Genomic DNA, 14,496 nt, shown 5'->3' with positions numbered 1-14,496 from the left:
ATGAAAACTAAAAAAAATATCATTATTGCGATTATGGCTTTGTCTTTTCAAGGTGCATTTTCGCAGTTTAAAACTACGATTCCGCTACATAAAGACGTTACGACTGGAAAATTAAAAAATGGTCTTACATATTATATTCTGCATAACGAAGAACCAAAGGACAGAGCCAGTTTTTACTTTGTTCAAAATGTCGGCGCTATTTTAGAAGACGACAATCAAAACGGATTGGCGCATTTTCTAGAACACATGGCGTTTAACGGAACGGAACATTTTAAAGGAAAAGGCATCATTAAAATGCTGGAAAAAAATGGGGTAACCTTTGGAAAAGATATCAACGCTTATACGGCTCAAGATGAAACAGTTTACAACATCAGTACGGTTCCGGTTACGAATGAAAAGCTAATCGATTCTACCCTTTGGGTGTTGCACGACTGGTCAGGTTCTCTTTCTTTAACTAATGAAGAAATTGATGCTGAAAGAGGCGTAATCCGAGAAGAATGGAGAACGCGCCGTACAAGTGATTTTCGTTTAAAAATGCAGACTGATCCTGTTTTGTATAAAGGTTCAAAATACAGCAAAAGAGATGTTATTGGAGATTTAAATATCATCAATAACTTCAAATATCCTGAATTGAGAAATTATTATAAAAAATGGTACAGACCCGATTTGCAGGCTGTAATTATTGTAGGAGATATTGATGTAAAAGCAATGGAACAGAAAGTAAAAGCTATTTTTTCTGGAATTCCATTAGCTAAAAAAGCAACGCCACGTACCTATTTTGAAATTCCGAAACATGATGAATTGTATTTTGGAACTGCATCTGATAAAGAAGCTTCTTCAACTAACATTACATTGCAGTATGTTTTGGATGAACCTTTGGTAAAAGACAGTATTTTGACCCGTAAAAATGTAATGAATTCTTTTTACACCAACATTCTAAACAATCGTTATAAAGAATTGATTTTAAAAAACCAAAGTGCTGCGTTAGGTTTACAAACCTATTTTCAGCCCATTTCGAGATTAAATACTTCCTTTAATATTTCGGCTTCAGCCAAAAAAGGAAAGACATTAGAAGCTTTTGAAGATGCTTATACAGAAGCGGAGCGTTTAAAACGTTTTGGAATTGCACAAGCAGAATTAGACAGAACTAAAAAACTGTTTATTAGTTCTTATGACGATTTTATCAGCAATAAAGATAAAGTAGACAATGACAGTTGGTCGGAAAAACTGACGAATTATTTCTTAAAAGCAAAACCATTTCTTTCTGCTGAAGACGATTATAAATTGATTGTAGGCATTATCAAAAACATCACTTTAGAAGAAATAAATACTTATATCAAAACCATTCAAAAACCAACCAATCAAGTCGTTTTAGTAACCGGTTCTGATGAAGATAAAGTAAATTTTCCAACTAAAGAGGCGGTAGTTCAAGTAATGAAAAAAGTCGAAAACAAGACTTTAGAGCCTTATACTAAAAAAGAAAACAACGAACCTTTGATTGCAAAAGAATTAAAACCTGTTGCAATTAAAAAAACATTTGAAGTTCCAGGAATTGCTGCGGCAAAAGGATATACTTTAGAAAATGGTGCTAACGTAATTGTATTACCTACAACTTATTCACAAGATCAAGTTGTATTGACAGCTTTTTCTAAAGGCGGTAAATCTTTAATTAAAACCGAAGATTTGGCTTCTGCCGAAATTGCAACAACTATAGCAAGATCGTCTGGTTTAGGGAATTTTGACAATATCGCTCTAAAAGAAAAACTGACTGGTAAGGTAGCACAGTCTGCTCCTTTTATTGGCGAAAATACGCAGGGATTCCAAGGTAGTTCCAACAAAGCCGATTTCGAAACGATGCTGCAATTGATGTATCTTTCTTTTGAAGCACCACGCTTTGATCCAAATATTTTCGGCATACTAAAAGAACAGTATAAAAATCGTTTAGAAACCATCAAAAAAGACAACGGAAATACATTTAAAGATTCTGTTGATTTAGCAAACTCTAATCATAATCCGAGGACTTTTATTTTTGACGAAAAGTTTTTACAGAACATTGATTTACAGAAAGCCGAAAGTATTTATAAAGACCGCTTTAAAAATGCTTCAGATTTTACTTTTGTTTTTGTTGGGAATATTCCTGAAGGAGCTTTAGAACTGATTCAGAAGTACATTGGCAACTTAAAATCAAATCCTGCTGTAAAAGAAACGTTCGCAGACCATAATATTGGTCCGAAAAAAGGAAAAACAGTTGTGCATTTCAATCGTCCTATGGAAGTGGCAAAAAGTACTGTTTACCTGAATCTTTCTGGAAAAACAGAATACAGTAAGGAAAATGCCATGACAATCTATATCATTGGTGAATTGCTTTCTAAACGTTTCTTGCAGACCATTAGAGAAGAAGAAGGCGGAAGCTACGGTGTAAACGTTGGCGGTAATCTGGAATTGATTCCAAAACCATCCTTCAGCCTTGCCCTTACTTTTGACTGCAATCCTGAGAAACAGGAAAAATTAATGCAGATTGTCTGGAAAGAAATCAATGATTTAAAAACCAATCCAGTGAATGCAAATGATTTGGAAGACATTAAAAAAGCGTTGTTGAAAAACCGAGAGGAATCGCTTAAAACGAATGCTTTTTGGGCTACAACCTTATACAATTACAGCTTAAATCAGATTCCGTTTTCAACAGATGAAGAATATAAAAACTTAATTTCTAAAATTAATCAGAAAACTATTCAGCAGTTTAGTAAGCACGTTTTGGATAGTTCTAGTAGCGTCGAAGTTATTATGAACCCTGAAAGCCAATCAGGAAAGTAAAACTTTAGAATACATTTTTATTTTATTAGTCTTTAAAGGCCGTCTCGTATGAGACAGCCTTTTTTGCTTAAATTACAAGGAATTTTATTTTATAAACTGTATAATAAATCCTCCTTTTGGAACTAAATTATACTGCCATTTTGATGTTACAGGAAAAGACTCCACTTTAAATTCCATTAACGGATCTTTGCCTTCGGAGATGATTTTAAATTTAGAAAAACCTTTAGCATATTTCTTCAAATCAATTGATATAGGCTGTGAGACATTAGTCCCATTTATTCCAACTATATAATTTAAATTATCTTTTTGGCGAGACAAAACTATTGCTTTTCCAGGCTCACCAATTATGCATTCTGTTTTATCCCAAGTCGCAGGCATTTCTTTAAACAGAGTTTTAAGATCGTCTGAAAGCGACGCGAAAACCTCTTCAGAATCGGCAAAATGGATAATTCCTGAAGTATAAATCATGGTCATAGCTAATTCATGTGCTGCCGTGTTTAAACGTGTATATTTTCTAAAAGTCAGAGCAAATGGCGTGTAATCTGCTGGTCCTGCCACGTTTCTTGTAAAAGGCAATACTGTATTTTGTTCTGCCGCTTTTTCCGGGAATCTTGGCTCATAAAAATAACTTTCAGTTCCTAAAATAGCTTCAGCAGTTACAAAATTTGGCCATGTTCTGTGCCATCCTCTTGGCATGGTTGTACCGTGCAGATTTACTAATAAATGTTCTTTAGCCGCATCCTCAAAAACCGATTGCAGTGCTGCCATTACTTCTTGTCTGTCTGAACACCAAAAATCGATTTTAACGCCTTTTACACCCATATCAGCCAATTCTTTGAATCTTTTTTTTCTTTTTTCTGGATCGAAATATTCTGAAGAATAACCCCAAACCAAAGGTTTAACTCCTTTGGATAACGCATGATCAATAATTTTTCCATCTTTGTTAGCTTTTTCCCATCCGGCATCAAAAAGCGTGTATTTAAACCCAAACGAAGCCGAAACATCAGTAAACTTTTTATACATTTCTGGTGTAAAATCCTCAGGATGCGACCACCATGACCAAGCGGCTTTTCCGGTTTCAATCCACGAAGTATCCGTAATTTTAGAAGCCGGAGCTAAATCGGTAATCATGGTTGATAATAAAATATCTCCTGCTTTATCGCCAATCATAATCACTCTCCACGGCATTGTCCAAGGTAAGTTTGACTGAGGATAAGCTGTTCCTTTATCTGGCAAAGGCAATGTGAATTTTTCATCGTTTTTAGCGAAAGCTATGCTGTAAATCCCGTCTTTAGAATCTGGCGCTAAATGACAGCCCGGAAATGATCCATCGGTTCCTGATTCAGCAATTAAAACCCAATTCTGAGTATTATTTACATTAAAAAGTGCTGGCATGCACCACCCAACCGATTCACCTCTTGCTCCACTTATAGGGTCTCCAGGCTTTACATTAATATAAAAATCCTCATAACCCGGAGTATAATCCCCCGCTTTATTATAAGGTTGCAACCATCCTTTTGCTTTCTGTTCAATATGAAATCCTGTCAATTCATTTTTAAGAATTCGAGGTTCTTTTTCTTTGTCAGCAAATCGGTATCTAAAAGCAACTCCTTGTTCTCCAGCAATTAGATCAATTGTCATTATAGTGCCTTGTTTGTTTTTGAACATAACACTTTTACTCTTAAAAACATGATCTGCCACTTTATTGTTCGCTACTTTAAGTTCGTATTTTTCACGCTTTTCTTCTACAGCAGAAACGTTTTCAACAACTAATCCTGATGAAAAGTCCTGATTTTCAAAAACAAGTCCAAGTGGCGAATCTTCGATTATGGTTTTGTCTTTACGAAAAACCTTGTACGATAATTTTCCGTCTTTGGTCAAAGACAAACTGATTTTATTGAAATTATCTTTTGACCTTAAAGAAAGTTCTTCATTTTGGGCGACACAGCTCGTCAGCACAAAAAATACTGCGGGTAGCAGCAAATTTAAAGTTCGATAAACAAACATTTTTTTCATGGTATAATTTTTAGAGGTGATAGATAGAATTTATTTTTTTTGAATATCAAAAGTGTATGTAATCGTTTCATTATAAACCTGTCCCGATTTGAATATCGTATTAGGAAAATGAGCATGATTCGGGCTATCAGGAAAATATTGGCATTCCAAACAAAGTCCGTCAAAAGAAGTATAGCGTTTGGAATGTTCACCGATTATTGTACTATTTAAATAATCTCCTGTATACAACTGCACACCTGGATACGAAGTATAAACCCGCATTATTCTTCCTGATTTTTCATCAGACAATTCACAAACAGCGTTTTTGTCCCTTTTATTTTTGTTAAAAATGTAATAGGTATTCAAACCGGCATCTTTCGTAACATCACCTAATTTTTGACCATCAAAAGAATATTGTCCTGCATCTATAATTTTGCCTGTCGGAATATAATCTTCTGTACTTTCCAGTATTTTATCCGCCTCAATTTTTAGGTTATGATGCTGTATTTTTTCTTTGCAACCTGATAAATTAAAGTACGAATGATTCGTAAAGTTTAAAGGCGTTGCTTCATCGGCTTCAGCCCAAAAATCAATTTTTAATTCATTTTTATCTGTCCATTGATAGATTATTTTGGTTTTCAAATTTCCCGGAAAACCGCCTTCTCCGTCTTGGCTTTCAAGCATAAAAATTACGGCATCTTCTTCTACAATAAAATCAAACACTTTGTTATTAAATCCAGCCCAACCACTATGATTATTGTTTTTACCATCGTTTTTATCGAGATAGTAAGTATTATTTTCGATAGAAAATGCCGCATTATTAATTCTGTTGGCAAAACGACCAACTGTTGCTCCTATATAAGCCTGATCTTTAACATAGCCTTCTAAAGTGGGAAATCCTAAAACTATATTTTCTCTATTTCCAAAATTATCAGGCATCATTATGGATTTTACTATGGCTCCATAATTCAATAGTTCAATAGTATTACTATGAACATTTGTAATTTTAAATTTGAAAATTTCCTTTCCGCCGTATTGGCCAAAAGGTTCACAAACAATACTATTTAAGGAATTCATATGGTTTTAAAAATGATTAGAAAGATTAAGGTTAGTATAGTTTTTCAAATTTAGTTTTGATTATTATTCTCAAAATGGACTTTTTTTGTGAAAGCATGGATTAAATTACGATATTTGAAAAACACGATCAGGGCTATGAAAAATTCAGCACAAAAAGAAAAGATAAAAGTCAAAGAAGGTTTTTTGGGACAAAGAATGATTGTAATTCCAAAAAACATACTTTCGATTATTAAAAAGAATCCGCTTATAGCGAGTTTGTATTTCACCGATATCGGTGTTTTTCCAAATGCGAGTCATCATTCTATGAAAAGAAAACATGGAAGTAAACAATACATTTTGATTTATTGCTATAAAGGAGAAGGCATTATCAGTAAAGAAAACAAAACGATAACACTTAAAGTGAATACCTTTTATATTATACCTCCCGAAATTGCACATGATTATTATGCTTTAAAACAAAATCCGTGGAGTATTTACTGGATTCATTTTACAGGATCTCAGGCAACTCATTTTTATGAAAAATTCATAACCGAATTTCCAGATTCTGCACCTCAGCTATCTCTTGAAGAAAGACGTATCGAACTGTTTGAAAACATATTAGATGTTATGGAAGACGGTTACAGCGCCAGCAATCTAGAATTTGCGAATCTTTCGTTATGGCAGCTACTGAATACTTTTTTGTACGAGAAATATTTCATTCAAAAGAACCGAAAATTTTCAGAGGATAATACTATTGAATCGGCAATTGATTACATGAAAAAACATCTGGATATATCCTTAAAAATAAACGATGTGGCGGCTTATTTTAATTATTCGCCTTCTCATTTTTTCACCTTATTCAAGAAACAGACCGGCTATTCTCCTATACATTATTTCAACTATTTAAAAATGCAGAAAGCCTGTCAGTATCTCAGTTTTACGACTATGAGCATAAAAGAGATCAGTTTTAATTTAGGCTTTAATGATCCGTTATATTTCTCTCGTTTGTTTAAAAAAGTAATGAGCACTTCGCCTATACAATATCGCACAGAATACAAACAGTAACGCAATTGTTTTCGTATTTTAACGCAGACATTCAAAAAATCAGATTATAATCCATCTATTCAAAAAAAATATCCATAAATCAAAGGTTCCGATTCCGCTAATTTTACAAAAGCTATAAAACCTTTTTATGAAAAACTATAATTATACCTTTTTACTATCAATCAGCCTTGTCGCAGCACTGGGTGGTTTACTCTTTGGCTATGACTGGGTTGTTATTGGCGGAGCAAAACCATTTTACGAAATTTACTTTGGCATTTCAGATTCTCCTGCTCTTCAGGGCTGGGCGATGAGTAGCGCCCTTTTTGGCTGTGTGGCTGGTGCCGCTGTTGCAGGAAAACTAGCCGACACATACGGAAGACGTCCTTTGCTTATTGTCGCTGCTGTATTATTCTCATTATCTGCAATTGGAACAGGAGCTTCAGAAACTTTCAACATATTTATTATGTGGCGTATTATTGGAGGACTCGGAATTGGAGTTGCCTCTACTATTTCGCCTTTATACATTGCCGAAATTGCACCTCAGGAAACAAGAGGGCTCTTTGTATCCATAAATCAGCTTACAGTAGTTATTGGTATTCTTGCAGCACAGATTACCAATATGCTAATCACAGAAGTGATTCCAACTGGTTATTCTCACGAACAAATTCTTGCGTCTTGGAACGGACAAACTGGATGGCGATGGATGTTTTGGGCAGGATTTTTTCCAGCTGTGCTTTTCTTCATTTTAATGTTTTTAATTCCAGAAAGTCCAAGATATTTGGCTAAAAAAGACAGCCAAAATTCGGCAGAAGATACTCTTGCTAAAATTGGTGGAGTTTCTTATGCAAAAGAAGAACTTTCAAAAATTAAAGAAAGCTTTACACACGAGAGCGAAAAAACCAATTTCAAAACATTATTCGACAAAAAAGCGTTCTCAATCTTATTCATTGGAATTATATTGGCTGCCTTCCAGCAGTGGTGTGGTATTAATATTATATTCAATTATGCTCAAGAAATCTTTGTATCAGCTGGTTACAGCATCAATGATCTCTTCATGAACATTGTGATAACAGGAAGCATTAATTTAGTTTTCACTTTAGTTGCGATGGGAACTGTAGACAAATTAGGCCGCAAAAAATTAATGTTATTTGGTTCTGGAGCACTTGCTGTTATTTATGCTTTACTAGGATATTTTTATTACACCAGCGTTACTGGATTCCCATTGCTTTTATTGGTATTATTAGCCATTGCTATCTATGCAATGTCCCTTGCTCCTATTACCTGGGTTATTTTATCTGAAATTTTCCCTAACCGAATCAGAGGTGTTGCAATGTCTGTTGCCACATTTGCACTCTGGATTGCATCTGCGCTATTGGTTCAAACCTTTCCAATTTTCAACAACTATCTGGGCACGTCAGGCACTTTCTGGCTGTACGGAATTATCTGTGCCTTAGGATTTCTATTTGTTTTCAGAAAACTTCCTGAAACGAAAAACAAAAGTCTTGAAGAGATTGAGGAGCTTATGGCTTCTGATCAATCAAAACATATTCAATAATTTAAATTTCATTACATCATGCAAAAAGTAAATGTTTGGAAGGAAAAAATAATCCTGCCAACTTATGAGGTGGGCAAACCTGAAAAAAATCCTGTATTTATTGAGAAAAGAGTGTATCAGGGAAGTAACGGATCGGTATATCCTTATCCGGTTATTGAAAAAATCGCGGATGAAAAAACAGATAAAGAATATCAAGCCGTATATCTTGAAAATGAATTCATTAAAATAATGATTCTGCCTGAACTTGGCGGAAGAGTTCATATGGCGTATGACAAAACCAAAGAACGTCATTTTGTCTATTACAATCAGGTTGTAAAACCTGCATTGGTTGGACTTACAGGTCCTTGGATTTCTGGTGGAATTGAATTTAACTGGCCTCAGCACCATAGACCAACCACTTTTGATCCTGTTGATTTTAAAATCGAAGAACATGAAGACGGAAGCGCAACTGTTTGGTGCAGTGAAGTGGAACGCATGTTTAGAACCAAAGGTATGGCTGGTTTTAGATTGTATCCTGATAAAGCTTACTTGGAAATTAAAGCACAATTGTACAACAGAACATCGTTCCCACAGACTTTTTTATGGTGGGCTAATCCTGCAGTTAAAGTAAACGACGATTATCAATCGGTTTTTCCGCCTGATGTAAACGCTGTTTTTGATCACGGTAAACGTGATGTTTCATCATTTCCAATTGCAAAAGGAACGTATTACAAAGTAGATTATTCGCCAGGAACTGATATTTCTCGTTATAAAAATATTCCGGTTCCGACATCTTATATGGCCATTGCATCCAAATATAATTTTGTAGGCGGTTACGAAAATGATTCAAAAGGTGGTTTACTGCACGTTGCCAATCATCATGTTTCTCCTGGAAAAAAACAATGGACTTGGGGACATGGCGATTTCGGACGTGCCTGGGATCGCAATCTTACCGATGAAGATGGTCCATATATCGAATTGATGTGTGGTGTCTACACAGATAATCAGCCAGATTTTACTTGGATTATGCCGGGTGAACAAAAGGAATTTACGCAATATTTTATGCCGTACCGAGATTTGGGTATTGTTAAAAATGCTACTAAAAACGCGATGGTTAATCTGGAGAGTGTTGACAATAAATTAGTCATTAAAGCGTACACAACAGGCGTTTATCCTAAAACAACCGTTACTTTAAAAAATAATGATGTTGTTTTATTACAAAAACAATACGATGCTTCTCCAAACAATTCATTTGAAGAAACTATTGATTTTGCGAATGTTTCTTTAGAAGGCTTATCGATTTCTGTAACCGATGCAGCTAACAAAGTTCTAGTTGACTGGGTTTACGAAGGACAAAATGAAGATGAAATCCCAGAAGCCGCCAAACCTGCACTTGCTCCTGAAAACATAGAAAATAACGAACAGTTGTTTCTGACAGCACAACATTTAGAACAATACAGACACGCTACTTACAGTCCAATTCCGTATTACGAAGAAGCCTTAAAACGTGATTCTGGCGATGTTCGATGCAATAATGCAATGGGATTATGGCTGATGCGAAGAGCAAAATTTGCAGAAAGCGAACCTTATTTCAGAGCTGCGATCAAAACGTTGACACAACGCAATCCGAATCCGTATGATGGTGAGGCTTATTTCAATTTGGGGCTTTGCCTTAAATATCAAAACAAAAATGAACAGGCTTACGATGCTTTTTACAAATCTACATGGAATGCGGCTTGGCAGAATCAGGGATATTTTTATGTGGCACAGCTTGATGCTTTAAAAGGCGATTATGAATTGGCATTGGAACATATCAAAAAAGCCATTTCAAAAAACACCGAAGATCATAAAGCAGTGCATTTGCAAGCAGCGTTTCTTAGAAAGTTAAATCAAAAAGAAAAAGCAGTTGATTTAATCAACAGTTATTTAAAAAATGACGGCTTTAATTTTGGTTTATTGTATGAAAAATATATTTTGAGTAATGATAAAAAGGATTTGGATTATCTAAATGCGCTTATCCGAAATAACATTCATACTTATATCGAATATGCTTTAGATTACAATGCGGCCGGTTTATATGAAGAAGCTGCTTCATTATTAAATGAAGGACTGAAAGATGAAAACACCTATCCGATGGCGTGGTATTTTGCGGGTTCATTTTATGAAAAGTTAAATGATGTCGGTCAAGCCGAAAAATGTTTCCAAATGGCTTCTCAGGCAAAACCGGATTATTGTTTTCCAAATCAGATTGAAGCGGCTTTAGTTCTTTCTGAAGTAATTCAGAAACAGACTCATGATGCCAAAGCTTTGTATTATTTAGGAAACTTCTGGTATGCTTCGAAATTTTATGATGATGCGATTTCCTGTTGGGAAAAATCGGCAGCAATAGATGACACATTTCCAACTGTTCATAGAAACTTGTCATTGGCTTATTACAATAAATTAAATGATGAACAAAAAGCGCTTTCAAGTTTAGAAAAAGCATTTTCTTTAGATGTAGAAGATTCTAGAATTTTAATGGAATTGGATCAATTGTACAAACGTTTAAATAGAGATTTAGTCTTCAGGCTGGCTTTCTTAGAAAAACATTTAGAATTAGTTATTCAGAGAGATGATGTTTATTTAGAAAGAGTGGCTTTGTACAATCTCTTAGGCAAACATGACAAAGCGCTGACTTTATTACAAAATAGAAAATTTCACCCGTGGGAAGGCGGTGAAGGAAAAGTGAGCGGACAATATCTTATTTCTTTAATTGAAATTGCAAAACAACAGATTTCTGAAGGCCATTATGATAAATCGATTGAACTTCTAGAACAGGCGCAAATTTATCCTGAAAATCTGGGAGAAGGAAAACTGCCGGGCGCACAAGAAAATGATATTCATTATTGGCTTGGAGTAGCTTTTGAAAAGAAAAATAATTTAGAAGAAGCGAATAACTGGTGGCATAAAGCAACTCAGGGATTAGAAGAACCAACAGCGGCAATTTTCTATAATGACCAACAGCCGGATAAAATTTTCTATCAAGGTTTGGCTCATTTAAAATTAAACAATCCTGCCGAAGCCAATAAACGTTTTGAAAAATTAGCTGCTTACGGACAAAAGCATCTAAACGATCATGTAACCATTGATTATTTTGCTGTTTCCTTACCCGATTTAATGATCTGGGAAGATGATCTGGACAAGCGTAATAAAATTCATTGTTTGTACATGCAGGGATTAGGTTTTATGGGATTGGATAAAAAGATGCAGGCAGAGGAAAGTTTTACCACTGTGCTTTCTGAAGAGAAAAGCCATTCTGGAGTTACGATACATTTATCTTTATTGAAAAACGAGGAATCCATTTCTGTTTAAGTTAGTAACTATTTTTAACAGTAGACCCGACAGGTTTTAAAAACCTGTCGGGTCTTGCTTTTATAATCGGATTGCATTCCTGCAAAGTTTTCTAAACCTTGTAGATATAAGTTTTTTCACTTCTAATCAACTTGACTAACCGTTACTTTAACTAATCTTAAAAATAGCACACAGATGAGACGGCTTCGCTAACGCGAAGACGCAGATTACCACGGATTTTTAAAATTTAAAATAGAAATCCGTTTTTAATCCCCATTTTTACGAAGTAAATCAGTTTTATCAGTGTGCTTTAGTGAGTATAGTTAGCGGTCAATTGTACTACTCTATACCTACAAGGTTTTGAAAATCTTGCAGGAGAGAAAAAAACAAATAATTTAATTAATAGGTCTGTCTTCTAATTTGCTTCCCCAGTTTTTATTTGGTTTTGGTCCCATAACAAATTCTAAAGTGCCTCCAGCTTCAATATCTGTATGTTTTACAAAAGTCTTGGTATAACTTTTACCATTCAGTTTAGCACTTTGAATGTAGCTATTTTGATCTGAAACGTTTTTAGCTGTAACTTTAAAAATCTTGCCGTTTTTCAATTCTATAGAAGCTTCTTTCAATCGTGGCGAACCTATCACATAAACACCATTTGCGGGATTGACAGGATAAAACCCTATTGAACTGAAAATATACCAAGCCGAAAGTTCACCGCAATCATCATTACCAGAATAGCCTGATGAAGTGGTATTATACATCTTTTTCAAAATATCAGCAGTATATTTTTGTGTTTTCCATGGCTCACCTGCATAATTGTATAAATACGCAATATGATGACTTGGTTCATTTCCGTGCGCATATTGACCGATGAAGCCCGAAGCATTATCATTTACTTCTTCTGGTTTGTCTTCTAGGGTGAAAAAGGTATCTAGCTTTTTGGTAAAGGCATTATTTCCACCAACCAAATTTATAAGTCCTTTGACGTCTTGGGGAACATACCAAAAGTACTGCCAGCCATTTCCTTCCGTAAACGGATAACCGCCATTGGCTCCATACTTTAACGGATCAAAAGGTCCAATCCAATTGCCTTTATCGTCTTTTGCCCTGAAAAAACTTATTTTTTTATCATATAAATTTTTATAAAACTGAGAACGTTCTGCAAACTGATTGTATTCATCAATTTTAACTAATTTCTTCGCCAATTCGGCCACACACCAATCATCATAAGCCATTTCTAAAGTCAATGAAACCGACTGCGATTTCAGGTTCTCAGGAATATATCCATACTTTTCCCATATTCCAAAAGGCGATCCGGGATGTTCTCTCAAAGAAGAATTCTTTAGCGCTTCGAATGCCGTTTCCGCATCAATTCCGGGGATTTTTTTCAAAACAGCATCTACAATAACTGGAATAGCATGATTGCCTATCATACAATAATTTTCCTGTCCCCATAACTGCCAGATTGGTAAATAACCGAAAACTTTATAATACGCCAGCATACTGTTTACAAAATCAGCCGAACGTTCTGGCTGTAAAAGAGTGTACAAAGGATGCGCGCCGCGATACGTATCCCACAAAGAAAAAGTAGAATAATATGATTTGGATGAATTTCTAACCGTAAAATCTGCTGACGGATAATCGCCATTAACATCTGACAAAGTATTTGGCTGAATAAATGTATGATACAAAGCCGTATAGAAAATCTGTTTTTGTTCTTCCGTGCCTTCAATTTTTATCTTGCTTAGTTCTTTTTCCCAAACAGCATCTGCGGTATTTACAATTGCCTCAAAATTCCAAACAGGAATTTCAGTCTGGACATTCAGACGAGCATTTTCGATACTTGTGGCAGAGATTCCGACTTTTACCAAAATCTCCTGTTCTTTTGAAGTATCAAAATCTAATATCGCCCTAATGGCATTTCCGTTTACTATTTTGGCATTCTCATAGACATTACCACCATCTGCTACATGATTATGAAGTATTGGCTGTGAAAATTCGGCATGAAAATATACTTTTCGCATTGGCGCCCAGCCTGTAATGATGCGATATCCTTCAATGGTATAATCATTCGGAAAAGACAATTGAGAAGCAATAACACGCGTATTCCAGTCTGATTTTTTCATCGAATGATCTAAATCAATTACAATATGAGCTTCTTTATTTTTAGGAAAACTGTATTTATGAAAACCGGCATGTGTTGTTGCCGTCAATTCTGCTTTTATTTGATAATCCAAAAGTTCTACACTGTAATACCCCGGTTTTGCAAATTCTTTGTCATGAGAAAATTTAGACTGATAGGCATTCTGTCCTGCTTCTTCTTTTACAACAGAACCGCTGAAGGGCATCAACATTACGTCAAATAATTCGGCTACACCAGTTCCGCTTAGATGTGTGTGACTAAAACCTGCAATGGTGGTATCGTTATAATTGTAACCGCTTGCAACACTCCAATCGGGTATGTTTCTTGTATCTGGACTTAATTGCACCATTCCGAATGGTACTGTCGCTCCAGGATAATTATTTCCCGAAAGCGGTGAACCATGTGCTGCTCCTGTTCCAATAAACGGATTTACATGAGAAGTTTTTTTTTCTGCCGTTTGTGCTCCTAAATTTAGCGAGCTCACAATTGCACAACAGTATATTATTTTTTTGAATTTCATTTTAAGATAAAGATTTTATGAAATATGATTTCATTATTTTTTGAATTGCCTACAGCTTTA

The 14,496-nt window shown here is 35.1% G+C and carries 7 protein-coding genes; 4 read left to right on the top strand and 3 right to left on the bottom strand.

All coding sequences use genetic code 11. The features are described from left to right. On the top strand, positions 1-2,814 hold the full coding sequence (locus BM289_RS10810; protein WP_091493125.1) for a M16 family metallopeptidase: 2,814 nt from the start codon (positions 1-3) through the stop codon (positions 2,812-2,814). Positions 2,815-2,898: 84 nt separating this feature from the next. Here BM289_RS10810 and BM289_RS10805 read toward each other — a convergent pair whose 3' ends face one another. Next, the gene (locus tag BM289_RS10805; protein ID WP_091493124.1) at positions 2,899-4,830 is read right to left on the bottom strand and encodes a glycoside hydrolase family 97 protein; all 1,932 of its coding nucleotides are present in this window, start codon (positions 4,828-4,830) and stop codon (positions 2,899-2,901) included. A 30-nt stretch (positions 4,831-4,860) separates the two neighbouring features. Continuing rightward, on the bottom strand, positions 4,861-5,886 hold the full coding sequence (locus BM289_RS10800; RefSeq protein WP_091493122.1) for an aldose epimerase family protein: 1,026 nt from the start codon (positions 5,884-5,886) through the stop codon (positions 4,861-4,863). 135 nt (positions 5,887-6,021) lie between these two features. On the opposite strand from BM289_RS10800, the gene BM289_RS10795 reads away from it, so the two are divergent. The 3 genes from BM289_RS10795 to BM289_RS10785 all read left to right on the top strand — a co-directional run bounded on the left by BM289_RS10795 (position 6,022) and on the right by BM289_RS10785 (position 11,794). Next, on the top strand, positions 6,022-6,930 hold the full coding sequence (locus tag BM289_RS10795; protein WP_091493120.1) for an AraC family transcriptional regulator: 909 nt from the start codon (positions 6,022-6,024) through the stop codon (positions 6,928-6,930). A 127-nt stretch (positions 6,931-7,057) separates the two neighbouring features. Beyond that, positions 7,058-8,464 (top strand): sugar porter family MFS transporter, encoded by a 1,407-nt coding sequence (locus BM289_RS10790; RefSeq protein ID WP_091493118.1) that lies wholly within the window; start codon positions 7,058-7,060, stop codon positions 8,462-8,464. Positions 8,465-8,482: 18 nt separating this feature from the next. Continuing rightward, positions 8,483-11,794, top strand: coding sequence for a DUF5107 domain-containing protein (locus tag BM289_RS10785; protein ID WP_091493116.1), 3,312 nt, complete (start codon positions 8,483-8,485; stop codon positions 11,792-11,794). 374 nt (positions 11,795-12,168) lie between these two features. Here the strand turns inward: BM289_RS10785 and BM289_RS10780 are convergent, their stop codons facing one another. Next, positions 12,169-14,436 (bottom strand): GH92 family glycosyl hydrolase, encoded by a 2,268-nt coding sequence (locus tag BM289_RS10780; protein ID WP_091493114.1) that lies wholly within the window; start codon positions 14,434-14,436, stop codon positions 12,169-12,171. Positions 14,437-14,496: the final 60 nt, after the last annotated feature.

The sequence above is a fragment of the Flavobacterium phragmitis genome (assembly GCF_900112575.1).
In the GTDB taxonomy this organism is placed as follows: domain Bacteria; phylum Bacteroidota; class Bacteroidia; order Flavobacteriales; family Flavobacteriaceae; genus Flavobacterium; species Flavobacterium phragmitis.
Note: the sequence above shows the minus strand (reverse complement) of the source record. Positions and strands in the feature narration are given on the sequence as shown.

Coding starts and splice junctions, on each gene's coding strand:
- BM289_RS10810 (WP_091493125.1), top strand. CDS start 1: ATGAAAACTAAAAAAAATATCATTATTGCGATTATGGCTTTGTCTTTT.
- BM289_RS10805 (WP_091493124.1), bottom strand. CDS start 4,830: ATGAAAAAAATGTTTGTTTATCGAACTTTAAATTTGCTGCTACCCGCA.
- BM289_RS10800 (WP_091493122.1), bottom strand. CDS start 5,886: ATGAATTCCTTAAATAGTATTGTTTGTGAACCTTTTGGCCAATACGGC.
- BM289_RS10795 (WP_091493120.1), top strand. CDS start 6,022: ATGAAAAATTCAGCACAAAAAGAAAAGATAAAAGTCAAAGAAGGTTTT.
- BM289_RS10790 (WP_091493118.1), top strand. CDS start 7,058: ATGAAAAACTATAATTATACCTTTTTACTATCAATCAGCCTTGTCGCA.
- BM289_RS10785 (WP_091493116.1), top strand. CDS start 8,483: ATGCAAAAAGTAAATGTTTGGAAGGAAAAAATAATCCTGCCAACTTAT.
- BM289_RS10780 (WP_091493114.1), bottom strand. CDS start 14,436: ATGAAATTCAAAAAAATAATATACTGTTGTGCAATTGTGAGCTCGCTA.